The organism is Nitrospirota bacterium, from assembly GCA_016194305.1.
Classification (GTDB): Bacteria; Nitrospirota; Nitrospiria; order JACQBW01; family JACQBW01; genus JACQBW01.
The window spans coordinates 19,308-45,745 of record JACQBW010000037.1 but is presented as its reverse complement, the minus strand read 5'-3'; the positions used below and the strand labels follow the sequence as shown (position 1 = coordinate 45,745).

The 26,438-nt window shown below is 45.8% G+C and carries 23 protein-coding genes; 7 read left to right on the top strand and 16 right to left on the bottom strand.

Annotated features, from left to right (window positions below):
* Positions 1 to 46: 46 nt before the first annotated feature.
* Positions 47 to 868, bottom strand: coding sequence for a response regulator transcription factor (locus tag HY200_11015; protein ID MBI3595476.1), 822 nt, complete (start codon positions 866 to 868; stop codon positions 47 to 49).
* Positions 869 to 1,122: 254 nt separating this feature from the next.
* Here HY200_11015 and HY200_11010 point away from each other — a divergent pair, with 254 nt between their 5' ends.
* The 4 genes from HY200_11010 (at position 1,123) to HY200_10995 (ending at position 6,589) form a co-directional block, all read left to right on the top strand.
* On the top strand, positions 1,123 to 1,602 hold the full coding sequence (locus HY200_11010) for a diguanylate cyclase (protein ID MBI3595475.1): 480 nt from the start codon (positions 1,123 to 1,125) through the stop codon (positions 1,600 to 1,602).
* A 157-nt stretch (positions 1,603 to 1,759) separates the two neighbouring features.
* The gene (locus HY200_11005; protein MBI3595474.1) at positions 1,760 to 5,224 is read left to right on the top strand and encodes a diguanylate cyclase; all 3,465 of its coding nucleotides are present in this window, start codon (positions 1,760 to 1,762) and stop codon (positions 5,222 to 5,224) included.
* Positions 5,225 to 5,374: 150 nt separating this feature from the next.
* The gene (locus tag HY200_11000; protein MBI3595473.1) at positions 5,375 to 6,070 is read left to right on the top strand and encodes a response regulator transcription factor; all 696 of its coding nucleotides are present in this window, start codon (positions 5,375 to 5,377) and stop codon (positions 6,068 to 6,070) included.
* 222 nt (positions 6,071 to 6,292) lie between these two features.
* Positions 6,293 to 6,589, top strand: coding sequence for a hypothetical protein (locus HY200_10995; protein ID MBI3595472.1), 297 nt, complete (start codon positions 6,293 to 6,295; stop codon positions 6,587 to 6,589).
* Here the strand turns inward: HY200_10995 and HY200_10990 are convergent.
* The 6 genes from HY200_10990 to HY200_10965 all read right to left on the bottom strand — a co-directional run bounded on the left by HY200_10990 (position 6,574) and on the right by HY200_10965 (position 13,116).
* Positions 6,574 to 7,548 (bottom strand): AgmX/PglI C-terminal domain-containing protein, encoded by a 975-nt coding sequence (locus HY200_10990; protein ID MBI3595471.1) that lies wholly within the window; start codon positions 7,546 to 7,548, stop codon positions 6,574 to 6,576. The two genes, HY200_10995 and HY200_10990, sit on opposite strands and share 16 nt — an antisense overlap.
* Positions 7,545 to 8,006, bottom strand: a complete 462-nt coding sequence (locus HY200_10985) for a biopolymer transporter ExbD (GenBank protein MBI3595470.1) — start codon at positions 8,004 to 8,006, stop codon at positions 7,545 to 7,547. The genes HY200_10990 and HY200_10985 overlap by 4 nt, the downstream gene beginning before the upstream one ends.
* A complete protein-coding gene (locus tag HY200_10980) occupies positions 8,003 to 8,485 on the bottom strand; it encodes a biopolymer transporter ExbD (GenBank protein ID MBI3595469.1) in 483 nt (160 codons plus the stop codon). Before HY200_10980 ends, HY200_10985 begins: the two co-directional genes overlap by 4 nt.
* Entirely contained in the window at positions 8,482 to 9,129 is a 648-nt protein-coding gene (locus HY200_10975; protein MBI3595468.1) for a MotA/TolQ/ExbB proton channel family protein, read from the bottom strand. The genes HY200_10980 and HY200_10975 overlap by 4 nt, the downstream gene beginning before the upstream one ends.
* Positions 9,130 to 9,457: 328 nt before the next feature.
* On the bottom strand, positions 9,458 to 12,250 hold the full coding sequence (locus HY200_10970; protein ID MBI3595467.1) for a tetratricopeptide repeat protein: 2,793 nt from the start codon (positions 12,248 to 12,250) through the stop codon (positions 9,458 to 9,460).
* Positions 12,247 to 13,116 carry a hypothetical protein gene (locus tag HY200_10965; GenBank protein MBI3595466.1) on the bottom strand — a complete coding sequence of 290 codons (870 nt, stop codon included), beginning with the start codon at positions 13,114 to 13,116 and terminating at the stop codon, positions 12,247 to 12,249. The genes HY200_10970 and HY200_10965 overlap by 4 nt, the downstream gene beginning before the upstream one ends.
* A 347-nt stretch (positions 13,117 to 13,463) precedes the next feature.
* Here HY200_10965 and HY200_10960 point away from each other — a divergent pair, with 347 nt between their 5' ends.
* From HY200_10960 to HY200_10950, 3 genes are read left to right on the top strand one after another with little or no spacing between them, the layout of a single operon-like run.
* Positions 13,464 to 14,852 (top strand): FAD-binding protein, encoded by a 1,389-nt coding sequence (locus HY200_10960; GenBank protein MBI3595465.1) that lies wholly within the window; start codon positions 13,464 to 13,466, stop codon positions 14,850 to 14,852.
* Between the two features lie 4 nt (positions 14,853 to 14,856).
* Positions 14,857 to 15,036, top strand: coding sequence for a hypothetical protein (locus tag HY200_10955; GenBank protein MBI3595464.1), 180 nt, complete (start codon positions 14,857 to 14,859; stop codon positions 15,034 to 15,036).
* The gene (locus tag HY200_10950; GenBank protein MBI3595463.1) at positions 15,036 to 15,917 is read left to right on the top strand and encodes a site-2 protease family protein; all 882 of its coding nucleotides are present in this window, start codon (positions 15,036 to 15,038) and stop codon (positions 15,915 to 15,917) included. The genes HY200_10955 and HY200_10950 overlap by 1 nt, the downstream gene beginning before the upstream one ends.
* On the opposite strand, the gene HY200_10945 is transcribed toward HY200_10950, so the two are convergent.
* The 9 genes from HY200_10945 to tsaE form a co-directional block, all read right to left on the bottom strand.
* Positions 15,914 to 17,428, bottom strand: coding sequence for a response regulator (locus HY200_10945; protein ID MBI3595462.1), 1,515 nt, complete (start codon positions 17,426 to 17,428; stop codon positions 15,914 to 15,916). The two genes, HY200_10950 and HY200_10945, sit on opposite strands and share 4 nt — an antisense overlap.
* A 3-nt stretch (positions 17,429 to 17,431) precedes the next feature.
* Positions 17,432 to 19,609 (bottom strand): hypothetical protein, encoded by a 2,178-nt coding sequence (locus tag HY200_10940; protein MBI3595461.1) that lies wholly within the window; start codon positions 19,607 to 19,609, stop codon positions 17,432 to 17,434.
* 6 nt (positions 19,610 to 19,615) lie between these two features.
* Positions 19,616 to 20,857: a hypothetical protein gene (locus tag HY200_10935; GenBank protein MBI3595460.1), complete on the bottom strand. Its 1,242-nt coding sequence runs from the start codon at positions 20,855 to 20,857 to the stop codon at positions 19,616 to 19,618.
* Positions 20,858 to 21,030: 173 nt separating this feature from the next.
* Complete coding sequence (locus tag HY200_10930; protein MBI3595459.1) at positions 21,031 to 21,780, bottom strand: inositol monophosphatase; 750 nt, start codon at positions 21,778 to 21,780, stop codon at positions 21,031 to 21,033.
* 20 nt (positions 21,781 to 21,800) lie between these two features.
* Positions 21,801 to 24,440, bottom strand: coding sequence for a DNA mismatch repair protein MutS (gene mutS / locus HY200_10925; protein MBI3595458.1), 2,640 nt, complete (start codon positions 24,438 to 24,440; stop codon positions 21,801 to 21,803).
* Between the two features lie 24 nt (positions 24,441 to 24,464).
* Complete coding sequence (locus HY200_10920) at positions 24,465 to 24,797, bottom strand: LapA family protein (GenBank protein ID MBI3595457.1); 333 nt, start codon at positions 24,795 to 24,797, stop codon at positions 24,465 to 24,467.
* Complete coding sequence (locus HY200_10915; protein ID MBI3595456.1) at positions 24,794 to 25,285, bottom strand: HIT domain-containing protein; 492 nt, start codon at positions 25,283 to 25,285, stop codon at positions 24,794 to 24,796. Before HY200_10915 ends, HY200_10920 begins: the two co-directional genes overlap by 4 nt.
* Before the next feature lie 14 nt (positions 25,286 to 25,299).
* On the bottom strand, positions 25,300 to 25,989 hold the full coding sequence (locus HY200_10910) for a uracil-DNA glycosylase (protein ID MBI3595455.1): 690 nt from the start codon (positions 25,987 to 25,989) through the stop codon (positions 25,300 to 25,302).
* Positions 25,971 to 26,438, bottom strand: coding sequence for a tRNA (adenosine(37)-N6)-threonylcarbamoyltransferase complex ATPase subunit type 1 TsaE (tsaE, locus tag HY200_10905; GenBank protein MBI3595454.1), 468 nt, complete (start codon positions 26,436 to 26,438; stop codon positions 25,971 to 25,973). Before tsaE ends, HY200_10910 begins: the two co-directional genes overlap by 19 nt.

Sequence of the window (26,438 nt, the reverse complement as noted above, 5' to 3'; positions counted from 1 at the left end):
CGTGTCAATATTTACCAGATTGTCTTTCAACGACACTAGGTGTTTTCTAAAAAAGAGTAGGAGTTTGTTTGGGCAGGACATGGAGATCGGAAACAGGCGGTTTCGACCTTTTGTAGCACGACGGGACGGTTCCGAAATATCTCTTAAAGATGCGGGTAAAATGCGAGAGATCATTAAATCCCACGGAAAATGCAATGTCCGTGATGGATGAATAGGGGTTGTCCAACAGCTGTTTTGCTTTGTTAATTCTAAATTGAATCAGGTGTTCACGAATGGAAATGCCGTTTTCCTTTTTAAAAGCCAGGCTGAACTGGGCTGGTGTCAATGTACAAAGCTCGGCCAGCATCCTAACTCTTATCTTATCGCCAAAATTTTTTTCAATGAAAGAGATGGCGGGGAGCGTCATTCTTTTTTTTAACGGGTGGCCGATAAACCTGAATGCGACGGGTATAAGCTGGCAGGACGAATACATCGTCCTGGTATAACTGTCATTTCGCTGATTACAAATTTTGAAGAGGGTTTCAAGTCGAAGAGCCATCTCTTCCAGAGACAAGGGTTGTACCATATAATCCCAAACGCGCGCCCTGAATGCCCACACCGCCAGTTCTTCGGAGTGGTAATGAGTGACCATGAGAATTGGCAAGAACGGAAATTCAAGCTTGGTTTTTCTGATCGCTTTTAATCCTTCGATATCGGGGTAATCGAACTCAAAACAGAGAAATTGAGGGGAAGTCTCCTTTATTTTGGCGGGAATATCTTCCCCAATTTCTATTCGAAATGTCAGCCACTGTCTGGATAGGGTGGCAAAAAGACTTTTAGGAGAAGGGTCGCATCTTAGATCAATCCAAAGATAGCCAGGACTATTCATATCAACCTCTTCATCGAATTCGCGCTTATCATATTTCAAGAGGATAAATGAAATTGATTAGAATTTGATAAAAGAGGAGTTAACTTTTGTTGTTAAATTTTCAAGATCGCATTAAGGATTTCTCACGCTCGTCAAATCTGGAAAAGTCTTTAGAAAGGTTTTACGCGTTCTCAATATATCATTACGAGAATCTCATCAATTCTTAAAAACACCCGAGTATTCTTGAAACTAAACATCTATCAGGAGTGGTTAAAATGATGAACCTCATTGATGAAACCAGTGCGATTTCTCGAAACGTTTTTAGATATTTACTCGAATCGGAGGAAAAACGAGCCCTTCGGTATGATTATTTTTTTTCGCTGCTTTCCGTGGCGTTTGATCAATTGGACAACGGTGAAGGCCTAAAAAGTCTCGTTCACTTCATCAGACAGTCCATTCGAGATACCGATTTGATCGGGAGGATCAATCATAGCCGGATTCTCGTTATCCTGTATCAGGCGGAAGGCTCCCATGCGTTGGATATTGGAGAAAGGATTCGGAGCAAAGTGGAACTCAGTGATTTTGTACAGCCTGAAGGAAGAATGAGAAAGACCATCAGCATTGGGGGTGCCTGTTTTCCAACTCACTATGCGAACATTGATGATTTGATCTTCATAGCCCACGAAATGGTTCTCATTGCGAAATCCCTGGGGGGTAACAAGGTCCTGCTTCCCGGCATGGCGAATTTTCAATAATCCAAAATCGACCATACCTTCTTTCCCGGTTCTCTCATGGAGCCGCCCGGCCTTTCAAATTAAAACTAAAAGTTAATCTGGTATTAAATTAAATGAAATTATGGTAGATTGGGGGGGAATTTTTAAAAAACTTAAACCCCTATTTTGATGGTTGTTTATGACGGTCAGACAACACAAGACAGGACTTAGAAACAAAATAATCGTAGCCCTCCTTATTGTGGGACTTGTCCCGATTATCGTAGGACTTTCGATTACCTACTGGAATGGTATATACAGGCTGAGAGAATCAATGGGCCACAATTTTCAGGGATTGGCCCGGGAAGCTGCACGTAAAACGGATCTCGTCATTGAAAAGGAGATTGAAGGAAAAAGGAATCTGTCCATCAACAAGGAGCTCAAACAGGCTCTCAAAGAGTCCAATCGAAACTACCGCGCGCTTTCCGACCCGGAAATCCGAAATGAACTGGCTCAATTGAATCGGCGATGGGACGAGGATGACCCAACCCTTAAAGAAGCCATTCTCATGAAAGACGCCTCTATTCTTCTTAGAAGCTTTATGGTAACCAAAGGGATTTTATATCCCGCCTTTTATCTGACGGACGAAAAAGGGGCCATCGTCGCCAGTGTCAATGGTTTCCCGGATTTCTTGCACAGTCAGGAAAGTTGGTGGAAAGAGGCTTACAATGACGGCGTGGGGAAAGTTTATATCGGGGATCTTGCGTTTATTGAGAAGTCTCAATCTTGGGTCATCAATATTGCTGTGCCCGTGATCGATGAAGAAAAGGGAAAAACGATCGGCATTCTGGTCGTTTTCCATGATATTCGAACCCTGATCCAGCCGTACATACACGATATCCGTTTCGGCGAAACCGGTCACGCGATGCTCATTGATTCTTTAGGCCGGGTTTTGACCTGTCCCGTGATGCCAACCGGGAGCTATTTAAAAGACAGTGGACTGCTGACATCTGTGATTTCATCGACTCCCGGATGGATCAGGGCAATCGATGACGGTCATGGCGGCCATGATTCAATCGTCGGATTTTCTGAAGCCATTGCGGCTTCCGAAATCACGTTGAATTCGACCGGCAAAACCTGGCACAGTTTTATTCGACAGGATCCTCGTGAGCTCTACGCACCGATTAATTCCCTGCTCATGTCCGTTTCCATGTCAGGCCTCGTCCTGGTGGGATTTGTCGTCGTCATGGGGGTGATGCTGTCCAAGAAATTGGCAAAACCCGTACAGATTTTACATGAAGGCGCCGAAGAGATCGGGAAAGGCAATCTGGATGTCAAACTGGATATCAGAACCAATGATGAGATAGAACAACTTGCCGATGAATTTAATCGAATGGCGGAAAAGCTCAAGGAATCCTATTCGACCCTTGAAAAGAAAGTGGACAGTCGTACTCGCCAGCTTACCGCCTTGAATATTACTGCGACGACCATCAATCGATCGCTGGATCTTCAGGAAATTCTTGAAAACAGTCTCGATAAGATCATCGAACTGATGCAGTTTCAAGCGGGCGCGATTCGCTTATTGGATTCAACCAAAACCCGGCTCCACCTCAAGGTCACACGCGGACTGCCGCCGGACTTTTCCAGTCAGTACCAGGACATCGCGGTCAAGGAATTGATCGCAGGTCAGGTCGCGGCATCGGGACAGCCGCTCATCATCGAAGACGCCCGGAAACATCCCCTGCATGAAAGTCCGATTTTTAAGCTCGGGTATGTTTCGATGGTAGCGATTCCTCTAAAATCAAAAGACCGTGTTGTCGGGACCCTCACCGGAACTGGACGCACTCCCCGAATTTTCACAGAATCGGAGATAGAGTTAATGACCTCAATCGGAAACCAGTTAGGAATCGCAATTGAAAATGCCACCCTCTATTCCCAGACGCTTGAAATGGTCGAACAACTCAAAGAAGCCGATCGGTTTAAGTCCGAATTTTTCTCCAATGTGAGCCATGAACTTCGGGCACCCCTGACGTCGATCATCGGCTATTCCGAACTGCTGCTGGACGAAATGACCCAGCAGCTTAATTCGAAGCAGGAAGAATATATTACAAATATTCAGAGCAGCGGATCACATCTTCTCGATATCATCAATAACCTCCTGGATCTCTCGAAAATTCGAGCGGGAAAAATGGAACTCCATTTTGGAGAATTCTCGATGAGGAGTGTGATTCACAATTGCATTAAAGCCGTTACGCCTCTCGTGACAAAGAAAGGTCAAGTTCTTGAATCCAGGATGGGAAATGGAAATTTCGTGATCAGTGCGGATGAAGTGAAAGTCAAACAGATTCTTTTGAATCTCCTGAGTAATGCGATCAAGTTTACCTATCAGGGAGGGCTTATTGCAATCGAAGTCCGGGCTTGCAAACTGGAAGATCAGGATGCCATTGAAGTCTCTGTAATCGATTCCGGTGTTGGAATTAAAGATACCGATCTGATTAAAATATTTGAGGAATTCAGGCAGGCCGATACTTCCTACACCCGGCAGTTTCCCGGAACGGGCCTGGGACTCCCCATTGTGAAACGGTTCGTTGAAATGCATCACGGCCAGGTCAAATTGGAAAGTCAGATCGGAAAGGGCAGCCGCTTTTCGTTTATCCTCCCGACGCGGATGGAATCGGAAAAAGAGGTGACGGCAAAGTCCGGTAAGGACGATGAACGGATCGAAACCTCCGGTTTGACAGATTCCGGACAGGTCAACTCGGGCATGACAGTCCTTATTGTCGAGAAGGATCTGCATTTCACCCATTTCCTGCAGAGCTGCTTTACCGGGTTAGGTTATCGGACAATTCATGTGGATTCAGTCATCCAGGCGATTGAAAAATCACGCGAAGTGAAGCCGGGTCTCATCACCCTGGATGTTCTCTTGCCGGACCGAGACGGCTGGGAAGTACTCAGTTCCCTAAAAGGCATCCCCGAGACCAGCAAAATTCCCGTGATTATTATTTCGAATACGGGTAATCGTGAAATGGCATTAAGCATGGGTGCGATAGATTATCTCGCCAAGCCCCTGAGAATAGAAACGCTGCTTGAATGTTTAAAACGCCACAACCTTTCGACTGGAGGAAGAAGGAGAGCGGAAGCGGCTTCGAACATTCCGGAAAAATTCAGAATCATTGATCCTCTCACGGGCTTGCATAATGAAAAGTATTTCGAAGACACTCTCAGACAGCGGCTAGACAAACTTTTGGACACGTCTTCGCTGAATACCATTTTGATCACACGGATTGACTATTTTAAAGAGCTCAACGAAAAAACGGGGAGAATTGCCGCCGACGAGACGATTAAGCGGGTCGCAAAAATGTTTTGTGATTCATTGCGTAAACCGGATCTTGTCTGCCGCTGTTATGGCAGTACCTTTGGAATTGTATTAACCGAAACACCTAAGGAAAATGCGATCGGCGTTGGAAATAAGCTGAAAAGCCTTCTTGAAAAGGAATCTTTTCCGAACAGTGAAAATATCCCGGGAAGAACGATCACAATGAGTATCGGCATCTTTGAAATAACAGAAGGCATTCCGTCTGTGGAGGCATTTTTGACGCGGGCACGACGGACATTGGATGAAGCCGAAAAACGAGGAGGAAATCAGCTGATAACGGCTCTCCTCTGATCTTTAGGGGAATCCCTTTACCAATTCTTAATATAATCTTTATAAAATTTAACATTATTTTTATCCGCGCCTTATAACGACATTATATGCTCCCTACAGTATTAAATGAAAAGATTTGGAATCTCATTGAAACAGTGGGGGTAATTGCTCATGAATCCGATATTGATAGTCGATGACGATATTAAAATTTCATCTTTAATTGCAAATTCACTTCAAAACGATGGCTTTGCGACGATCCGAGCTTCTGACGGTGAAGAGGCCATTCAAAGTGCGGAAAAAAACGATCCGAGATTGATCATTCTCGATTTGATGCTTCCCAAGATAGATGGAATTGAAGTTTGTCGTCAAATACGTAAGAATTCAGAAATTCCCATTTTAATGCTTACCCAGAAAGCCGATGAATTTGACAAGATATTGGGTTTATCCATCGGGGCAGATGATTATTTGACCAAACCGTTTAGCCCGCGGGAATTGATTGCCCGGGTTCGCGCCATTCTGAGACGGAGTATTCCGAAAGCCCAGGGGAGCATAAGGAAATTAAAGTGCCTCGATCTTGAAATTGATTTTGACAAGTGCAATGTGACGCTATTGGGGAAAGATGTTTCGCTGACGGTATATGAATACAAGATTTTGCAAGCGTTGGCAAGTTCACCCGGACATGTTTTGACGCGAGAGCAGTTGATTCAAAAGATTTATGCTTATGAAGATGTCAGCGTTGTTGATCGGGTCATCGATGTACATGTTGCCAATCTGAGATCAAAAATAGAAGACGACAATACTTCTCCGAAATATATCCTGACTGTCAGAGGAATGGGCTACAAGTTTTCCGAAGCATTTTCAAATTAAGAGTCCTCCATGCGTGATCGTCCGCTACCGTCTGTCACCTCGTTTGACCTGTCTGGAGAGTCCCGCTTTTTATAAAGAATAGGGTTTTCGCATCCTTGAACCGTGATTAATTTAGAAAATCTTTACCACCTTTTTATCTCTTCTTAACAATTTCCCGGTACACTTCCATCTAAATCAATTGAAGAATTGGAAGTTCACATTTTAGCGGGAAGGAGAAAAGAAATGCTAAACGAAGAGACGATCGGCACGAGTCATCATTCATTGAGCATTCCTTGTCCCCATTGTCAGGCCGGCCGCGATCGGGATGCACTCGGACTGATATGGGATCTTGCAGAAGAAGCATGGCGGTGTCTTCTTTGCGGTCACCGGTCCTTTTTACAAAAGGAAAAATCGGATGAGGAAAAGGCCGAAGAAAAGATGTGGGACCGTATCCTTTCCAGCATGGCACCCGAAGAATCCTCAGATCATTCCGGTGACGACATCGAAGAAGAGGAATTGCCGGTTCATTTCTCCGGGTGAAACTTCAGCGAATGATTGTAAGACTCTTCCCCCTGTGCAATTCTGGAGAAGCGAAATTGTTCCTGGATCATCCGCCGGATCTCTTCCTCAAATGTTCTGTCATTGAGTGTGCTGGAAAGGATATCGCATCGGATGACTGATCCGTCGGCGGCAAGAATAATCTTGACCAACATCTTTCCCGCTAAAGCCGGTTTTGACTGGAGGGTTTTGTCATAAAACGATTTCAACCTTCCTTCGTAAGCTTTAAATGACCTTTCGAAGTCTTCAGGAGATCGGATACTTTCAATTTTCCCCGTGCCACCTCCGGAGCCAAAGTGTTTCGTCTCGTGCTCACCAAATAATGCCGTTGACTGGTTATCTTTTCCCGCGGGGAGGCCTTTCAGAATCGAATCCGTATCCAGATTCTGAATCGGGATCTGCAAATCCTCTCCCTTGGGAGCCGCAGGGATCTCCTTGACTCCGGTGTGACCCGCAGGATTTTTGGCGGCAATGACATTCAAATTTTTGTTTTGAATCAAATCTTCCGCACTGTTTCCAAAAAGCGAAGCAATTTTATTGTTTGCAATCTCCTTATTTTTTTCAAGCTCCCTGGCTTTTTGCAAGGCAAGGGCTGCTGACCTTTTTTGTTCAAGCTCTTCGGCGCTTGGTTCAGGGGGCCTTTCTGGAACGGGTGAAGGTTCCTTTGCGGCCTTTTTAGGACGAATGGGAACTGGAGGTTTCTTTTTCTCCGGTTTTGGAATAGGTAGCGGAAGAACCGGCCGGGGAGCAGGCTTGGGCGGAGAAACGAGTAGAGAGATCTTCCTTGCTGGCCGGGTCGATTGGGGTCGGATGTGATTCCAGTTCAAGGGGAGTATAGACAAGAGGACGATCAAAGCCAGATAGAATGCAGACGTACCCGCGAGAATCAGATTAAACTCGAGCCGGTCATCAATCTTGTGAACATCGACCCTGCTGCTCATTTCCCGCTCTCTTTCGGATAGACGGCAAGAGAAATATCTGTGAAGCCGTTTTGAGTAAAAGTATAAATGATCTTTCTAAGGAGGTAGTATGGGATTCGTTTATCGCCTTGAATAGTCACCTGTTTTTGACTGGAAGGCGTATTGTTTTTATGCATGAGAGAAACCACCGCTTCATCTAATTTTGGAATGTTAGGAACGTCAGTAGAAAAAAGCGAGGAATCCACAATTTTAGTTTGGTCAAGAAACAGTTCTTTTTCTGTCACGGTAACAACCAGATTCAGATCACCTGACAAGTTCGCCGTGGAGATCGGGAGATTGACAGGAACAGGAGAATTCAGGGTCCCTTCGGCAGAGTAGCTTTTTAGCAAGAATACAAGCAGAACGGTAAATACGTCCACCATAGCGGTCAGATTTAATCTCGGAGGTTCGAGATGACGCCTCGATTTGTTCCGAATCATAGGGTTTCTCCGGGGGAGTCCGACCCAAGCGAGATTTCTGGAAATCCCGCGCTCCGACATTGGTCCATCGCCTGAATCAGCGTTTCATAAGAAACATGCGATGAACTGGAAAGAATAATCGTCTCTTCGGTTGCGTTCTTCCTTTTAAAGTCCTCCAGCAATGCTGCAAGTGCTGTGATATCGTACCGCCCTTCGCGAAGGGGAATCAGGTTCCTTTGCGAAGGTCCCTGTTCGAGGATCATGCCGTCCATTTTGAGCGTGAGCTGTATGGGGACTTTTACAGGACTGGTGGGTTTGGGTTCGGAGGGAGAGGCGGTAACGGCGGGTATCATGAGATTGAGAATGGCGGTCTCTGAAAATGCGGCGGATAGAAGGAGAAAGGGGATCAAGATCAGCATCAAATTCCAGAGGGCGACGATATGAATCGCTTCGTCCGCCTGAGCCCTTCTCTTTTTTCGTTTTTCCCGGTTCAGATTCATGAGGATTTCGGATTCGATTCGGTTAACAGGTGGAGAAGCTTCAGAGAGTATTCATCGATCTCATCTTCAAGTGTAGCGCTCTTAGACTGCATAAAGGAGTAGGAAAGCATCAGGATAATCGCGATGAGGAGTCCGAACGCGGTATTATTGAGCGCCAGTGAAATGCCACTTGCCAGGAGAACCGACTTTTGAGCCGGGTCCGAAGCCGAAACCGCGGTGAAAGATTGAATCAGACCGGTAACTGTTCCGAGAAGCCCAAGAAGTGTCGAAACATTCGATAGCGCATAGAGATAGTGAATCCGTTTTTCCAGGTAAGGCTGAATTTCAAGCAGCGTTTCTTCAAAGGCTCCCTGGATTTCCTTTTCAGATGTGGACTGAATTCTTTTCTGGATTCCTGAGGCAAGAACATGGGAGAGGTAAGTTCCGGTCCCATCACAGAGTTCGAGCGCCTCCTTCAGCTGGCCCTTACCAACGAGATTTTTTACCTTTTTCCAGAGAATCTTTCCATCGCCCCGGTTCCTGTAGAATAGCGATAATAATCTTTCTATGATAATCGCTGTTCCAATAGCCAATACCGCCAAAATAGCATACATAAAAATGCCGCCTGCTTTGAAACTTCCGATCAGAAAAATAATAATTTCCATTTATACTCCTCTTTCCAGGGCCAATTGCTGGGTCTCATTTTTATATTTTTTTAAGGGTGAACCGGACGAAATATTTCCTTTTTGAAGGTTCGATGTGATTGCGGTGAATTAAAATTATTAATCAAGGGACCTTTCCACCGGAGCTCTGTATTCAACTGTGGCCTTTCAAGTGTTCCCAAAATTTCAGACTCCCTGAAAGTAGATGATTTCGGCACGACCGGATCATTCGACATCTTGCGGAGTTCCTCTGCATGAACCGGGTTGAATGAATATCCGAAAACGAATATGAGGAGAATAACTCCGAAAATGAATTTAACCTGTTTCATCATCATGACCCTTTATTTTCCAGTATCAGCTGACGGTATCGGGCGTCGCTTTTCTTAACCCATTCATTTTCAAGCTGTTTATCCAGGAGCAAGGATTGCTTATAGACATCGATTGCTTTTTGGTAAAACGGTTTGATCTGATTGGTCAAAAGGCCTTCATAAATTTCCCTCTGTTCCGGTGTCAATTCTTTGGGCCTTTCAGACCTAACCAGATCATTTGCGAATTGTTCGAAGAGACTGCCAATATGATAGAGCGCTTCCGGCGCAATGTCCGGGTATCCGGATTGGGCGGCGATATTAAAGGTGTCCAGGGTCTCTTTAAGCTTTTCCTTTTTTAGCGGGAGGCTTTTTTCAATGGGATCTGAAAGAATCAATGTGACAAATTCCCGCGCGAGAATATCACCTTTCAATAACATTGCTTTCATCACCCATTTTTCATCTTCAGGTTCTTTCAGTTCATTCTGATTGAGGAGAATCAGCGCCTGATCGGCCGAAAGAAGCACATCAGCATCCATGTTTAATTCTTTGGCTGATTTTCCATAAAAATAGAGATATTTCAAGTTTTTCAGAGAGGATTCTTTAAATGCCGATTTCAGAATCTGATTGAGTTTTAGCCAGTTGCCATCCCGGTAGTAAAGAGAATAGAGCTTGTCAGAATACCGGTTCTTTTTATCGGATTCAGAAGTCTTTGAAAGAAGGAGTTCATATCCTGATGCGGCTTCGTTCCATTTCCCCTTTCTTTCATAAAGCGTAGCCAGTGCCAAAGCTGCATCTTGATAAAAAGAGGATTTTGGATAGGAAACGGTGACTTTGTTGAAGGAGTTTAATGCAGAATCATAGTCTTTTGATTCCAAAAACGTACTTCCGGAATTCATCAGGGAGACGGCCGCCAACTCGCTTTCCGGATACTCCTCGTAAAGGTGATAGAATGCATTGGCGGCCTCCTTCCACTTCAGTTCGTTTTTCAGGAGGTCTGCTCTCTTATATTGAATTGAAGCGAGAAATTCCATGATTTCCTTTTGAGGCGGACCATCCGGATCATGATACCCGGGTCTTCTTCTCCAGGACTCCGTCTCTTTAAATTCGGCTTCTGCTCGATCGAATTCTCCGTTCTCATAGGCGTTTTTTGCCAGCAAGAAATGGGTCTGAACAATCATTTCCGCGGAAACGATGTCTAACGGCGAGTCAAGAATCTGTTGCGCATAAGCTCTTCCATTTTTGCTATTTCCGGTCTGTAGCGACAGGGTCATCGCTTTAAACAAAACGGTCTGTCGTTTTGGAGAATGGGGAAAGTTTTTCAGATAAGATTCACACGATTTCAACAGGGATTGTTGAAGAGATTTGGAAGAATCGGGAGACCGAATGAGCGCCTTTTCGTAGGAAATCAGAGCGGTCCATCCGGCGTCCTGGCTGTACAGGTGTAAAGGGTATTGATAAGCGGATGTTTCATAAGCCGAAGCCGCCTGTTCAAACTGATCTGTTTCAAAAAAAGCTTCTCCAAGAAAAAAGTGAATTCGGGGAGCCTCCATTTCTTTTGGAAAATTGGACAAAAATTTCTGATAACTTGTAATGGCATTTAGATAATCGCCTCTTTTATTTGATTTCTGGGCCTCCCCATGGTAGGACTGAGCCTGTTGAAAGAGTATTTCCTTTCGAACGAGAGCGGTTTTTTCCCGTGCAGTTTGGTTGTTTGCTTTCCACCAGGCTGTTTCTGGTTTGAAGTTTTCAATGAGTGATTCCCGGGCCTGTTTAGCCAATTCGGGTTTTTCGCCTTTCTGGTAAGCCTCAATCAGGTCCAGTTGAAACAGTGGGGCATCTTCATGAGTTGGGTATAAAGAAAGAAAGGTGTTAAAAGCATAGGCTGCTTCCTGAAACTTTCCTCGATTCAGGTAGAGATGGCCCAAGGGCCGATATATCAGGTTTTCAAAGGAGACATGTCCATGAAAGTCAAAATAGCTCCTTGCTTTATCCGTGCCACCCCAGAAATCAATGGAAAGCGTTGCCAGATGAATCAGTTCTTTGACCTCATTCCAGCTGGAATCAGAAAGTGATTCAATATCGAGAAGCGTTTTCCCATTGGGCTGGTGCACAGAATATCGATTTAAAGACGAGATGACCCGATCGACCGTTCTTCGATAGTCCCCCATTTTGAAGTAAGACCAGATGAGCTTATAAGAAATGAAATCCATTAACGGATTGGCCGGATTGGACTCCAGCCCTTTCAGATACGAAACCGAAGCTTCCGGAAATTTACCCTCATTGAAATACGATTCCCCGATTCTGAACCGGGCTTCGGCATAATAACTGCTCTTTGGAAAGCGGTCGGCCAGTTCTTTGAGAAGGGAAAGCGACCGTTCCTTTTTATCCGACTCGTCATAACCATGGGCCAGTTGATAGAGTAGTTCGTCATTGGTGGGATACAGGGCAGCATTGGCCCGGAGTTTTTCATAAATTCCTATGGAATAGGTATGATCTCTGTGATGCCGGAGGGGAACGACTGGAATCTTCTGAAGTTCTTCTTCATTTTCTTCCATAGCCATAATCAAATGGCCTAACCGGAGTAGCGATTCGGCCTGCTGGTTGTTGGAAATATCAAATTGGGACAGAAAAGATTCATATTCTTTCAGTGCCTCAGCCTGACCCGATTGAGTTAAGGAATTTTCATTTCCGACCATAATATTCGAAATGATCTTTTTGAGCTTTTCATCTTCAATTTTGAGCCCATAGACCGATGAAGGATTCACTGAATTTAAGACCAGACAGGCCGATAGGAGAGAGACAAATAACCCTTTCATCGGCCGCTCTTGTTTTGCGCCTGCAAAGACTGTTCCATTACCATATTTCTTGCGAGTTCGACTGCGGTGTCCGAGGATAGATCCTGGTAAATAGACACTCTTTCCATCAGGCTTTCCTGAACATATTTCTGGATAAGCGTTTGAATATGCACTTTCATGGGCGCCAAAGAATTCCGGACGGTACCTGCATTTGACTGAAAAGCCGGATTTTTATTAATTCGTTCGGTTAGATTAAAAAACTCCTCCGCCATTTTTAAGAACTCCTCGCCGGTGGAAGTGGTTTGCATCTGATGAAACAATAATTTCCAATCCGGGGGAGAATGGACAAAAATAAATTCCCTTTCAAATAAAGTCGGTTCTTGGGAAGCCTGAAGAAGTCTGTGAAGCGTCTCGATACGTTTGTTATAGAGGTGCAGGGCTTTTTGGTAATAAGCAACACCGTTAGGGTAGGAGAGAAGACGGGAATAACAAAAGCCCATTTTGGAATAGGCCTCCGGACTGTTTTCTCCATCCGGATATTCATTGACCAACTCTTCAAAAATAGCGATAGTTTTGACAAACTCTTCTTCTTCCAATAGACTCCAGGCGATTCCGTTCAGAGCGGTTTCTCTGAATGCAGGTTCCTTTTCAAGAACCGAAAATTCCAACAGGGCTTCCTTCGGCCGGAGCTGATCCAGGTAAATATAGCCGAGCGTGGCATGTATTTCTTTTTTAAATGAGTCCGAGACCTGACTGGAAGCGAGGAGTTCTTTGAGTTTTTGAATGGCCGTATAGCCGTCGCCGTTATGGAGAAGGTTTAATCCATTCTCATAAATCCGCAGAGGCACATTGTCCGCCGGTGGAAGCGGCGCAGGCTCGTTTGCCATGCTTTTTAACTGCTGGAAGTTGGACCTGAGTTCGACAAGAAGACTTGATTTCAGATCTCCGTATCCCCCGGCGATGACATTAGGAACAAACAGAAAGAACAAACACAAAGCGGAAAAGAGAAAAGAGGGAAAAATCAAAGGATCTAAACTATATTTTTGAGGTTTAAAAATGAGTCACTTTCAAGAAACAAACACCCATTCAAGAGCGAGTCTACTAGGATTAAGGATAGCTTAAATCGTCAAAAAATTCAAATGATTAAAGGTTTCTAAATCGGGTTTTAGGCAGGCTATTCCTGCAAAATCAATTTCAGATTGTGCCTCTTTGAAGGGTTTGTTATGATGATGTCATGCTGACGGATCAACAAATCAAGCGGCTGGAAACACTCCTTCCAAAACCCTGGATTGCCACCGGAAAAGAAGATCTCCTTTGTTATGGTTTCGACGCGACACAAATAGAGTTCATGCCCGATGTACTGGTCCGGCCATCTACCGCAGATGAGATTTCCAAAATCCTGATTTTTGCGAATCAAGAGGGCATCCCCGTAGTGCCGAGAGGTTTGGGGAGCGGTTTTACCGGGGGTGCGGTCCCGGTTCAGGGCGGAATTCTCCTTTCACAAGAAAGAATGAACAGGATCATTAGAATTGACGAAGAAAATCTGATTGCGGTCGCCGAAGCGGGTGTCATTACGGGAGAATTGCACAGAAAGGTGAGGGAAAAAGGGCTCTATTATCCTCCCGACCCTTCAAGCTCCGATTTTTGCACCTTGGGTGGGAATATTGCCGAAGGGGCCTCGGGGCCTCATTCCGTCAAGTACGGCGGCACCCGGGACTACCTTTTGGGGCTTGAAATGGTCCTTCCGACGGGAGAGATTATTCAAACAGGAGGGGAGACGGTCAAGAGAACCGTGGGATACGATCTAACCCGCCTCATGGTTGGAGCGGAAGGAACACTGGCTGTTGTGACGCGGGCGAATTTACGACTCCTCCCGTTTCCGGAGCATCAACAGAGTCTTCTTGCCATATTTTCATCGATTCAATCGGCGGCTCGTGCAATTTCTCATATTATCCGGTCGAAAGTCCGGCCCTCTGTACTGGAATATATGGATGATGCCTCACTCAATATTGTTGACGCATATCAACGCTTCGGTCTTCCCTCCGAAGCTCAGGCCATTTTACTGATTGAGACGGATGGGGAAAGGAGAGCCGCACTCGAAGAAGCGGAAGTCATCAAAGTCCTGTGCATGGAAAACGGAGCCTTGTCGGTCGAGTTCGCAAAGGACGAAGAAGAAAAAAGGAAAATATGGAAGGCGCGGAAAGCGCTTTCTCAATCCTTGTATAAATTAAAGCCGACAAAAATTAATGAGGATATTGTGGTTCCCCGCAGCAAGATCGCCGAAATGGTTCAGGGACTAAGCGAACTTTCCAAAAAATTTCAGTTGATCATAGTCAGTTTTGGTCACGCGGGAGAGGGAAATCTTCATGTCAATATTATGACCGACGAGAAGAAAAAGGAAGAATGGGATAGAGCCCAAAAGGCAGTCGAAGAGATTTTTGAGCTGACCCTTCGCCTGGGAGGAAGTCTATCCGGTGAGCATGGCATAGGACTGACCAAGGCTCCCTATTTGCCGATGGAGCTGGGACCGGGAGAAATTGCATTAATGAAAAGTCTGAAGAAAACCTTTGACCCCAGGGGAATCCTGAATCCCGGAAAGATTTTTCCACGGGTGAAAGGTTAATGTCATGATGATGGATGAAATCGAATCTTTCAGAGGACAGAAAGTAGAAATTATGGCGAACGGCCTCCTTTATCAAGGCGTTTTGATTGGCGCAACGGAGGAAAGTGTCAGTCTGCAGACTTCGGCCCAGTGGGTGGAATTGCCCATGGAACAGATTGCCTGGATTCGGGGGAGTACGTCCTGATGGAAGAAGTCCTCCTCCAGAACCCCTTGGTCATTGAGAAGAAAGAGAAGACAAAATACAAGCTGGCTTTGCTCTTGTTCGTTTTGACGCTTGTCACGACACTTCTTGCAGGAGCGTTCCTTTCAGGCGCAAACCCTTTCCGTAATCCCCGGGAAATTACAAAAGGGATATCATTTTCAATCACGCTTATGGTCATACTCCTTTCCCATGAGCTGGGACATTATCTGGCCTGCAGGCGTTATGGGGTTGATGCTTCATTACCCTACTTTATTCCAGCCCCCCCGTATCCCTTTATCATCGGAACCTTTGGCGCATTTATTAAGATGCGTTCACCCGTTATTTATAAAAAGGCGCTTTTTGACATTGCCGTTGCCGGTCCGATCGCCGGATTCATTCTGTCATGTGCCGCGCTCCTGATCGGAATTCCGCTTTCAGAGGTGACGCTCAAACCGCCTGATATTCAGGAAATCTCATTTGGCAATTCTCCTATTTTCTATTTTTTCGTTCATCAGTTGATTGGTTCCCTTCCGGACGGTTATTTCATTGATCTCCATCCGATTGCTTTTGCGGGTTGGATAGGTCTGTTTGTCACCAGCCTGAATTTGATTCCGATCGGACAATTTGACGGAGGACATCTCGTTTACGCACTATTCGGGAAGCGTCACCGGAAGATCTCTGTCCTTACCGTCATTTTATTGATGTTTGCGGGTTTTTTCGGCTGGCCGGGATGGTGGATCTGGGGGATTCTGGGCGCCGTTATTGGGCTTCAACATCCCCCGTTGGAAGATCAAGATATCACATTGGGAGGAAAAAGGGTGTTCATCGGATGGATTTCCCTGCTGATCTTTCTCGGGACATTTATTTTGGTTCCTTTTTCCTAGACACTCTGTTCCGCGGGAACAGGAATTCCTCCCACGTTTAAGCTCTCGAGAAAAGCTGGCATTCCCATCTTGTCAATGAGTGTGAAAAACGCGTTGATCACGTTTGCATCGAATTGAATTCCGGAAAATTTCTGCAATTCTTCTTTCATATTTTCCAGACCGAGCGCTCTTCGGTAAACCCGGTTGCTGATCATGGAATCGATCGTATCCGCGACGGCGATGATTCTACCTCCCAGGGATATTCCTTCACCTTTCAATCCTCTCGGATAACCTGTCCCATTCCACCACTCGTGATGGGAATGGACGGATTCCAGAATGTGGCTTGGCAGTTCGATCGGCCGGAGTATTTTTACGCCATTGGCCGGGTGCTCTCTCATGATAATGGTTTCCAGATCATCCAGTTTGCCGGGTTTTTGCAATACCTGATCCTGTATTCCAATTTTTCCAATATCATGAAGAAGCGCCGACATGGCGATATCATCGACCATTTTTACCGGGAGGTTAAGTTCCGTTCCCAACAGGCGCGATATTTTAGAAACCCGGGCTGAGTGACCTTGCGTATAGAGATCCTTTACCTCCATGGCGGTCAAAAGCGCTTCGATCGTTTTAATGTAATTTGAAAAGACTTTTTCATAGAGCGTCGCGTTTTCAATTGAGACCGCGGCCTGTCCCGCCATAATCGTAACCAGGTCGACGTCGCTTTCCGTAAACGGCGGGGATTCCTTCAATTTGGAGGCGTTTAGCGTTCCAATCACTTTTCCATTTAAAATCAGAGGAACGGTGAGGGAAGAGGTGATCTGCTGGTTATTTAAATATTGGCTCAATTCAGGATCATTGGTTTGCGTTCCCTGAATGAGGATGGGTTCTTTGGTCACGGCAACTTTCCCGGCCACCCATTCCCCCAGTTTCTTCTTGAACATTTCCGGAAAAACCTCGGTAAATCCACAATGAGCTTTCACCACAAGTTCTTTCTTGTCAGGGTCCAGCAGCATAATGGAAGCCCGGTCTGCTTTAGTCTCTTTTGTGATAATGTCGACGATTTTTGGCAGAAGAAGGTCGAGATGGGTCTCTTTCATCAAGGATTGACTGACCTCGAAAAGCCCCATATAGGACTTCATTCTCATATTCTCCTTAACCATGTCGTTCATTTCGGTCGCGTATTGAATCGATTTTAAGAGTTCCTCTTCAGTAAAAGGCTTGAGCAGAAATCCGAGGGCCCCCTGTTTCATCGCTTCAATCGCGGTTTGAATCGTTCCGTGTCCGGTCATGATTACAATGACCATTTGTGGCTGGATCTGTTTAATGTTTTTGATCAATTCGAGACCGCTGATTCCCGGCATCCGGACATCCGACAAAATGAGATCGAAAGCCTCTTTTTGACAGAGTGCGATCGCATCGTCGCCCCGAAATACGGTCTTGATTTCATATCCCGCGCTGGACAGGAAGCGCTGGCAGAGTTCTACGATCAGACTCTCGTCATCCACGACCAAAACTTTTCTCTTGAACATCATTGATCAACCCTCATTGCTGATAACTGGACATTTGATTTTAAAAGTCGTCCCTTTTCCTGGAGCACTCTGAACCTCGATTTGGCCTCCATGTCGTTCGATGATGCCATAGGTAACCGACAGGCCCAGTCCGGTACCCATTTTTTCGCCCTTGGTCGTATAGAAGGGTTCAAAGATCCGCTTTATGACTTCAGGCGTCATGCCCGCTCCCGTATCTGAAAAGGTGATCTCAACAGTCTGGGAGGCATCATGCGGGACTTCTTCGGCCAGGTTTTCGTCATACGCTTTTTTCACGAATAGAAGATTCGTTTTAATGTATAGTTTACCTCCGTCATGCATGGCGTCAAATGCGTTTTTAATAATATTGATAAAAACCTGTTTCATTTGATCGATATCAATTGAAATGAGCGGTATCTTCTCTTTGTACTGTTCTATGAGTTCGATGTTTGAAAGTTCCGCCTGGTGTCGAACCAAAACGAGCGTACCTTTCAACACTTCATTCAGGTCGGCTTTTTCTCGCTTGGGTTCCCTCTGTCTTGCGAAGTCGAGTAAAGAACGAACAATGGTGCGTGTCCTGAGCGCCTCGCTTTCGATGACCCTGACATCCCGCTTTTTCGGATCACGATCATCCATTCCTTTTAACAGAAGGGTTGCAAAACCGAGAATGCCTGTGAGTGGGTTGTTAATCTCATGGGCGACGCTGGTTGCCAGCTCACCGATAGAGGTGAGCTTTGCGGCCTGAATCAATTGCTGCATCTGGTTTTTCTTGAGTTCTTCCATCTGCGTATTCACCATCTGGTAGAGCCGGGCGTTCTCAATGGTCGTTCCGGTCTGGGCGGCAATAATTTCAATGATTTGAAGGTCCAGCCCTGTAAAATAATCGCCGGATTTCTTGTGGCCGAAAAGATAAAGTCCAATCAGCTTATTTTCGTTATAAAGGGGGGCGATCAAGCCTATCCCTCTTCGTTCCATCTCGAAAAGAATCTGTTCTTCCTCGGCCGATTTATTTATTTTTCCAAGCAGGTTTTCATAGATGAGGGTTCCCGGTTTTTCCAGGTTCCGGATGATCGTGTTTTGAGATGAGATAGGAAATGAGTCGAGCAAACCATTTTGCTCTCTGGGAATATATTCCAGTCCCGTTTCATCAACCAGATAAATGCCCATTCTTTCAAGACTGAAATGGGCCATGACGATATTTTTAATGGAATTGAGAATTTTCGTCAGATCAATAATGGAATGAATGCCTCGGTTCAGCTCGGTCAAAAGCTGTTGAGGATCGTAATTTTTCTTGTAGAAAATCCGGTTGGTGGTCTTTTCGATGAACCGTTTGATCGGTTCGAACCCCAGGGCCAGCAAAATGGCAACAACCATCGTTCCGGAGACGTTTCCGAAATACTTTTCGAGAAACAGGTCAGACGTAAGTATCAGGACTCCCGAATAGGTCGAAAATGCCGAAATGAGCAGGAATGAATACGCGATATTTTTACTGAGAGGTGAACGGATGTCCATCAGGCGATGTCGGACAATGGCATATCCGATGGTAGAAACCATAATCAGCGTAAAGACCGGACCCATCCAGTTGAAGTCGAAAAATCCAAACGTCGGCAGAAGCAGATTGGTGACCAGACCGAGATTGGCAGAAATCAATGTACCGTAAAGAACAAACTGAATCTGAATTTTGACAAGTCCCGCTGAAACTTTTTGCATCTTGTGGAGGCGGACAAATCCCCATGAAAAATAAGAAAGAACCATCAGAAAATACAGGGAATACGCCGGTCCAAATACAATTTTTACTTCCTCCGCGTGAACTGGGAGAATGACAGATTTAATTACTCCCCCCGGGAAAAGGACGAGAAAAATCATGCCCGCGCCTGTCAGAGCGATAATCCCGTGGGTTCGGAAGTCAAAGCGGAAGGGTTTATTGGGAAAGACATAGGTGAATAATAAGAAATTCGTAACAATGAAAACGGGCGGGACATACAGCAGCCTTGCCCAGATCAGGGAAGAATCGATGACAGCAGTCCACCGGAAGAGCGCCATGCAAATCGCCCACGCCGCGATGCCAAAAGAGATAAAGCTGAAATAGTGATGTGCCGCTCTTTTTTGAGCCCGGATGAAAATAATTACGCCGAATATCAGGTTAAAGAGCGCGACGAGAATATTTAGGATATTTTTAAAATCCACTTTTAATTAATCCTTAATCAGAGTAAAGTCCTGGCGATTGCCGGAACCCTTTTTATAAAAGGATTTAATCCGATTTATTTTATCCAGGGTTACGAGTTGGCTAAAGCTTCGAAATGGAGCAATGCCAAATCCCATTTCTTGTCCCCATTTTGATACTTCGTCGACGAGCCCGTAATCAAAATGGCCTACCGCATAATTCTGTTTCCAGTGCCGGGCGCCCAGTATCAATGCCTCGCCAAGACAGGTGTAGATATCATGTTTAAGGGGAAATCTGAAATTAAAATTCGAGAGAACATCAGGGGCCTGAGCGACCACGTCGAGAATGAGAATATCGGGTCTTTGGACCACCAGTTCCATGGAAGTATTTCTGGGCGCGGTATCATCCAACACGACTGCCCCCGGCTTGAGATGTTCCGATTTAATGATGACTTCAAGTGAATTCGTGACCACGATGATAATGTCGGCCTCTTTCAGTTTCGACAGATTGATCGATACAACGACTCGTCGCGGATCTACGACCTCTTTTCTTGGTTCAGAGATCTCTTTCGCCAGTTTTTCAAGGGATTGTTTTTTTCTCTGCCGGTCAACCAGGAAGAGCCTTCCGGGATTCTTTTTTGCAACGAGTCTGGAAACGGGATTGCCCATATAGCCAGCTGCACCAACCACCGCAACGGAAAGGGACGAGAGGTCTCTTTCCATAATTTTTGCGACGCCTTCCAGCATATCGACGATAATCGCGGTAGTGTAGGCATGGCCCGAGGTGACGCCGCATTTTACTTTATCGGAGAGGTAGACCCCTCCATCGGTCATCGAAGCCGTTAACGCTCCCAAACCGATAATTTTAGCGCCCAGTTTTTCGGAAAAACGAACGGTTTGCAGAATTCTTCTTTTTGCCAGCTTTGGATCCTGATGCATCTGTTTTGCCGAAAGAGGACAGATGATAATATATCCGTCGACAGGGGTATCGGGTTGTTCCGGGTTAATGCCTTTCAAGCCGGAAACGCGGGAACCGATAAGCGGAGGAAGAAAATAGATAAGATTTTCAATAATCTCGGATGAAAAATATTTTGCGAACGGGAATTTTTTCTGAACGTCAGCGATATTTTGGGGATGAATCAGAAAAGCAAATGCCCCTTTCTTGACCAGGAGCCTGACCATAAATGTGGGAAGCCAGGGAATGAGAAAATCTCTTAATGCGGAGAGGATGAGCAAAAGGTTTAAAAAATAGAATTTAAGAGATTTTGACAAGGATTGGGTCCAGTGTTTAATAGGTACCGGGCTAGAGAGGGTGCAACTCGTATGCCTGCCTGTTTTTTTTTAAAAAAAAGTAAATCCTTTATTTCCAATGGTTTAAAAGGCAATATGGGATTTGAATTGGGGAGAGCAACAGGTAAAACCTGAACTTGGGGTAAGGGTCGTGACTATTTTTGTAAAAGTTCCATCATCTGGATATGCAGGTTCCCATTCGAAGCCAGGATCTCTTTGGAGTAAATTGAAAAGGGTTCTCCATGAAATCCACTCAATTTTCCACCGGCCTCTTCGACGATCAGGCTTCCTGCGGCAGTGTCCCAGGGCGCAAGATTCATTTCCCAGTATCCATCAAAAAAACCGGCGGCAAGGTAACAGAGATCGAGCGCGGCAGATCCTGTCCGCCGGACTGCCTGGGCAGCATGACTGAATCGATAAAACAGGTCAAAATTCGATTCGGTATTTTCACTCATTTGATAGGAAAATCCGGTAACTAAGAGAGCTTGTGCCAGGAGTGTCACGTCGGAGACCCGTAGGCGCTGACCGTTTAGAAACGCCCCCTTGCCCTTTTCGGCGTAATAGATGTTATTCCTGACCGGTTCATAGACGACTCCGACCAGGACTTTCCCTTCCAATTCCAGTCCGATAGAAACAGAATAGAAAGGAAACCCGTGGATATAATTGGTTGTGCCATCCAGAGGATCAATGATCCACTTGTAAGAAGAGGATTGATGACTGGCGCCGCTTTCTTCGGCCAGGATCTGATGATCAGGCCACCGCTCTTTAATGAAATCGGTAATGACCTTTTCAGCTGCGAGGTCAATATTGGAAACGATATTCCGCTTCGAACTATCTTTGTATTCGATTTGTACCAGCGAGACTCTGTTCATCAGGACTTCTCCCGCCAGGCGAGCGGCTGACATCGCCGGATCAAGGAAAGATTTCAAGACGACCCCTCCCTCTTTTCATCGAGCATCAGTTTAAGGCGATGAATGAGGTTGATGGCTTCAAGAGGAGTCATATTGAAATGATCTGTTTTCTTCAGTATTTCAATCATTTCTCTTTGCCGGTTCTCTTCCTGCGACGGAAATGCGGCCACTTCGGAAACGGTTGTTCCACGATCGTTCGCAAACCGGAGACGGTTTGGTATGGCCTCCCGGCTCAGCGTTTTGTCTTCCAGGTCCTTCAAAATTTCTTTGGCTCGTTGTGTCACTTCCCCGGGTATTCCGGCAAGACGGGCGACCTGGATACCATAGCTTCGATCGGCAATGCCGGCAGCAATCTTCCTCAAGAAAATAATTTCGTCATTTTGTTCCTTGACCTGGATATTAAAATTCTTGGCGCTTTCCCAGGCGAGCGAAAGGCCCGTCAATTCGAGATAGTGCGTAGCGAAGAGCGTCCGGGTTCCCAGATGTTTCAAAATAAATTCAGCAATTGCCCAGGCAATGCTGATCCCGTCGAAGGTACTGGTTCCCCTTCCGATTTCGTCTAGAATAATCAGGCTCCTGGATGTGGCGCTGTTGAGAATATGAGCCGCCTCCATCATTTCAACCATAAAAGTACTCTGTCCCTGTGTGAGATAGTCTGCCGCCCCGATGCGGGTGAACAGTTTATCGACAATCCCGAAAGTGCATTCTTTGGCCGGGACAAAACTTCCCATCTGGGCCATGATGACAATCAGAGCCGCTTGTCGCATTGTCGTCGACTTGCCCGCCATATTTGGCCCGGTAATAATCATCATGTGGGTATGGGCGTCCAGGATGAGATCATTCGGGACAAACTGTCCGACGGGCAGAATATTTTCAATCACCGGATGTCTTCCTTCAAGAATCTTTAAGCCGTTATCAGCCGAGATGACCGGACGGACATATCCGCGATCTCTGGCGACCTCTGCAAATGTACTGAGGATATCCAGCGTAGCAATTCTGTCAGCCATGGCGAGTATCCGCGGGGATTCGGCGGAGACGAGAGCGCGTATTTTTTCGAACAGAGATCCTTCCAGGTCTTTGATCCGTTTTTCTGACTCCGTGATCCTGGATTCCAGTTCCAGAAGTTTCGGAATGGTATACCTTTCGGCATGAGTCAGCGTCTGTTTTCTCTGATAATGGTCCGGCACCCGCCCCGTTTTTCCCTTGGACACTTCGATGTAATATCCCGCTACCTGGTTATATCTGATCTTTAGGGAATCAATTCCGGTCTTTTCTCTTTCTTCCGTTTCCAGATTGGCGAGTGTCGATTTCAGGTTGAAACCGAGAGATTTCAAATCATCCAGCTCGCTGGAATATCCCCGTTTAATCAAAGCGCCGTCCTTGATAGAAAGAGGTGGATCCTCGACGATTGAAGCGTCTATCCAGTGAAAGACATCGTCCAGATTGTCCCATTTTTCCAAAAGGGTCTCGAGGAGAGAAGGAAGGGGAGTTTTAAAATGTTGAGGAATCGAACTTAAAGGGGCCAGCGAGTTTTTTAATGCGATCAAATCTCTTCCATTGCAACTGTTCAGGGAGATTCTGCTAATCATTCTTTCAAGATCGTGAATCGTCTTCAGATTACCTCTCAATCTTTGGGACGTTTCAAATCCTGTGAAAAAAAACTCAACGGCATCCTCTCTTTTTACAATTTCTTCCGGTTGAATCAGAGGGCGATAAATCCACTTTCTCAGTTTTCTCCCTCCCATTGAAGTCTCTGTTTTGTCTAAAACCGACAGAAGGGAATGTTCTCTTTTTCCATTATAACTGTTCTGGGTCAACTCCAGGCTCCGATGTGTGGAGAAATCCATCACCATATAGTGTTCCGGCCGGATCCATTTTAATTCGGTAACATGGGAGAGAGGTGTTTTGACCATCGCCATAAGATAAGTGAAGAGCGCGCCCGCCGCAGATAGCGCTGCTTTCTGATCTTCCCTTTGGAATCGGGAAAAGTCGCTATTTCTGAAATGTTTTTGAAGGGCGAAAATATTATTGTCAGAAGCAAAGGATTCCCGGGGAAGAAGATGAATCTTCCACTTCGGATTCAATTCGATCGATTTCAGGCGAGGATCTGAAAACGTTCCTTCCGGAACCAGGAGTTCTCTCGGGACCAACGAATCGAGTTCACTACAGAGATCGGATATGGCAAAATCACCGTCCAAAGTGGCACAGCTGAAATCACCCGTCGAGATATCGATATAGGCGAAGGCGCTTACTTTAGGGTGAATCGAGATCGAAGCAAAATAATTGTTTCCTGGGCCCTCCAGAAGTTCCGATTCGACAAGTGTTCCGGGAGAGATCACCCGAACAACCTCTCTCTTCACGATTCCCTTGACGAAGCGCGGGTCTTCCATCTGTTCGCAGAGAGCGACCTGGTGTCCTGCCTTAATCAGTTTGGAAAGATAACTATTGAGTGCGTGATACGGAATGCCGCAAAGAGGGATGCCATTTTCTTTGGATTTATCGCGTGAAGTCAGGGCGATATTGAGTATTTTAGATGCCGATACCGCATCCTCGTAAAACATTTCATAAAAATCTCCTACCCGGAACAAGAGAGTCGACCCTGGATAGTTTTTCTTGATTTGAAGATATTGCTTCATGAGTGGAGTTTGATCCATGGTTCTTTCCGGGGAAAAGTCCTCTTAATGCTCGGGAGAATCCTTCTCGAGAGCCGAGGGAGTAGAAGAAGATGTTGAGGGAGAGAGGATTCTTAAATGTCCGATTTCTTCAGAAAGAGATTCGATTTCCTTTCGCTGCCTTCTCGTCTCGAGCTTTAATCTGAGCCAGCTTGGGATCATCATAACGACAGAGAGAACGAACCCCAACAAAAAAGTGCCCAGAACAAACAGGTAGAGCGGAATCATCTTGGCGCTTCCACCCGGGAAATATTGAATGGAAATAACCGCATCTTTATTGTTCACCAGAAAAACAAAAACGATAAAGAGCACGACCAAAGAGATCAGGGCGCGAATCATTCCTTACGTTTCCTCCTAAATAGAGGAAGGAGTTTTTGATAGGTCGTATCCAGATGTTCCGGCATGACTTTGGTTTCAGCGAGGAGAGGCATGAAATTGGTATCTCCGGTCCAGCGAGGAACGATATGGATATGGACATGATCTTCAATTCCGGCGCCGGCAGATTTACCCATATTGATTCCAATATTGAATCCTTCCGGGTGAAGCGCTTCTTTGAGTATAGCGACCGAAAGTTGTACGGCGTTCATCATTCCGACGAGACTTTCCTGGGGCAACAGATCAATCCCGTTTACATGTTCAAATGGAGAGACGAGTAGATGGGCGTGATTATAAGGAAAGATATTCATCATGACCATCGAGTATCTGTTTTGATGGAGAATATAGTTCTTTTCGTCCTTATTTTCTTTGGGTTTGACGCAGAAAATGCAGCCGCCATTTTTTTCACCTTTGATAAAGGCCATTCTCCAGGGAGCCCAGAGCTGTTCCATCCGATGCTTCCTTCCTATAAGGGTTTAAGATTGAGTTCTTTCATGATTATTTGAATATCTTCCCAGGAGGATTTTTTTTCCGATGGATTTCTCAGGAGGTAGGCGGGATGGTAAGTCGGCATCAAGAGCATCCCTTCGTAGGGGTGAAACCTTCCTCTGAGCCTGGAGATCTTCTCATCGGTCTTAAGAAGAGTCTGGGAAGCAAAAGTTCCCAGCGTGCAGATCACCCGGGGTTTCAGGACTTTGAGCTGATTCTCGAGAAACGGAGAACAAGCCCTGATTTCTTCCGGTTCGGGATTACGATTGGCGGGAGGACGGCATTTGACCACATTGGTGATATAGACCTCTTCCCGTTTAATTCCCATCGCTTCAATCATTTTTGTCAGTAGCTGCCCCGCTCTTCCGACAAAGGGTTTCCCTTGATCGTCCTCGTCAGCGCCCGGACCTTCTCCGACAAAAACAAGATCAGGATGTGAATTTCCGGTTCCAAAGACAATGTGATTTCGGGTCGTATTCAATTTGCATCTTTGGCAATCTCCCATCCAGGTCTGGATCTCCTCCAGCGTTTGACAGGACTTTACAGGAGAGGCCTCTTTTTGTTTCAATTGAACCTCTATGATTCCTGTCATGCGGGCCTCCTGAAGGTGGTCCTCGACGGATTGAACAATCGATAATAATTCTTTTTCTAATTTTTTTCGTGACATTTCAATTCGAAGATCAAATATGAATAATCCTGGCCCCGTCCGTTTAAAGAGAATTTTCTGTGTTCGGTTCCCTTCGGGCTGATCTTAATTTCCAATCTTTCCCGAGGAAGAATCTCTTGTGCTTTTTCAGGCCATTCAATCAGTAAAATGGTCAGAGGGTTTTCCTGGTCAAAGAGCCCCAGCCTGTTCATCTCCTCCAGCCTGTCAACGCGATAAAGATCGATGTGGGCAAGCGGAAACCTGCCCTCATGCTCTGCTCTTAAGATAAAGGTCGGACTGGTCATGACAAGGGGAGAAATGGACAGAGCCTGTCCCACCCCTTTGGCAAAAGTGGTTTTTCCAGCCCCAAGCGGCCCCGAAAGCGTAATGACCTCTCCCCCTTGCAAGCGGGCTCCCAACTGATTGCCTGCCGAAAGGGTCTCCTCTTCGCTTCGGGTGATCCATTCCAT

Coding starts and splice junctions, on each gene's coding strand:
- HY200_11015 (MBI3595476.1), bottom strand. CDS start 868: ATGAATAGTCCTGGCTATCTTTGGATTGATCTAAGATGCGACCCTTCT.
- HY200_11010 (MBI3595475.1), top strand. CDS start 1,123: ATGATGAACCTCATTGATGAAACCAGTGCGATTTCTCGAAACGTTTTT.
- HY200_11005 (MBI3595474.1), top strand. CDS start 1,760: ATGACGGTCAGACAACACAAGACAGGACTTAGAAACAAAATAATCGTA.
- HY200_11000 (MBI3595473.1), top strand. CDS start 5,375: ATGAATCCGATATTGATAGTCGATGACGATATTAAAATTTCATCTTTA.
- HY200_10995 (MBI3595472.1), top strand. CDS start 6,293: ATGCTAAACGAAGAGACGATCGGCACGAGTCATCATTCATTGAGCATT.
- HY200_10990 (MBI3595471.1), bottom strand. CDS start 7,548: ATGAGCAGCAGGGTCGATGTTCACAAGATTGATGACCGGCTCGAGTTT.
- HY200_10985 (MBI3595470.1), bottom strand. CDS start 8,006: ATGATTCGGAACAAATCGAGGCGTCATCTCGAACCTCCGAGATTAAAT.
- HY200_10980 (MBI3595469.1), bottom strand. CDS start 8,485: ATGAATCTGAACCGGGAAAAACGAAAAAAGAGAAGGGCTCAGGCGGAC.
- HY200_10975 (MBI3595468.1), bottom strand. CDS start 9,129: ATGGAAATTATTATTTTTCTGATCGGAAGTTTCAAAGCAGGCGGCATT.
- HY200_10970 (MBI3595467.1), bottom strand. CDS start 12,250: ATGAAAGGGTTATTTGTCTCTCTCCTATCGGCCTGTCTGGTCTTAAAT.
- HY200_10965 (MBI3595466.1), bottom strand. CDS start 13,116: ATGGCAAACGAGCCTGCGCCGCTTCCACCGGCGGACAATGTGCCTCTG.
- HY200_10960 (MBI3595465.1), top strand. CDS start 13,464: ATGCTGACGGATCAACAAATCAAGCGGCTGGAAACACTCCTTCCAAAA.
- HY200_10955 (MBI3595464.1), top strand. CDS start 14,857: ATGATGATGGATGAAATCGAATCTTTCAGAGGACAGAAAGTAGAAATT.
- HY200_10950 (MBI3595463.1), top strand. CDS start 15,036: ATGGAAGAAGTCCTCCTCCAGAACCCCTTGGTCATTGAGAAGAAAGAG.
- HY200_10945 (MBI3595462.1), bottom strand. CDS start 17,428: ATGATGTTCAAGAGAAAAGTTTTGGTCGTGGATGACGAGAGTCTGATC.
- HY200_10930 (MBI3595459.1), bottom strand. CDS start 21,780: ATGTCAGCCGCTCGCCTGGCGGGAGAAGTCCTGATGAACAGAGTCTCG.
- mutS (MBI3595458.1), bottom strand. CDS start 24,440: ATGGATCAAACTCCACTCATGAAGCAATATCTTCAAATCAAGAAAAAC.
- HY200_10920 (MBI3595457.1), bottom strand. CDS start 24,797: ATGATTCGCGCCCTGATCTCTTTGGTCGTGCTCTTTATCGTTTTTGTT.
- HY200_10915 (MBI3595456.1), bottom strand. CDS start 25,285: ATGGAACAGCTCTGGGCTCCCTGGAGAATGGCCTTTATCAAAGGTGAA.
- HY200_10910 (MBI3595455.1), bottom strand. CDS start 25,989: ATGTCACGAAAAAAATTAGAAAAAGAATTATTATCGATTGTTCAATCC.
- tsaE (MBI3595454.1), bottom strand. CDS start 26,438: ATGGAATGGATCACCCGAAGCGAAGAGGAGACCCTTTCGGCAGGCAAT.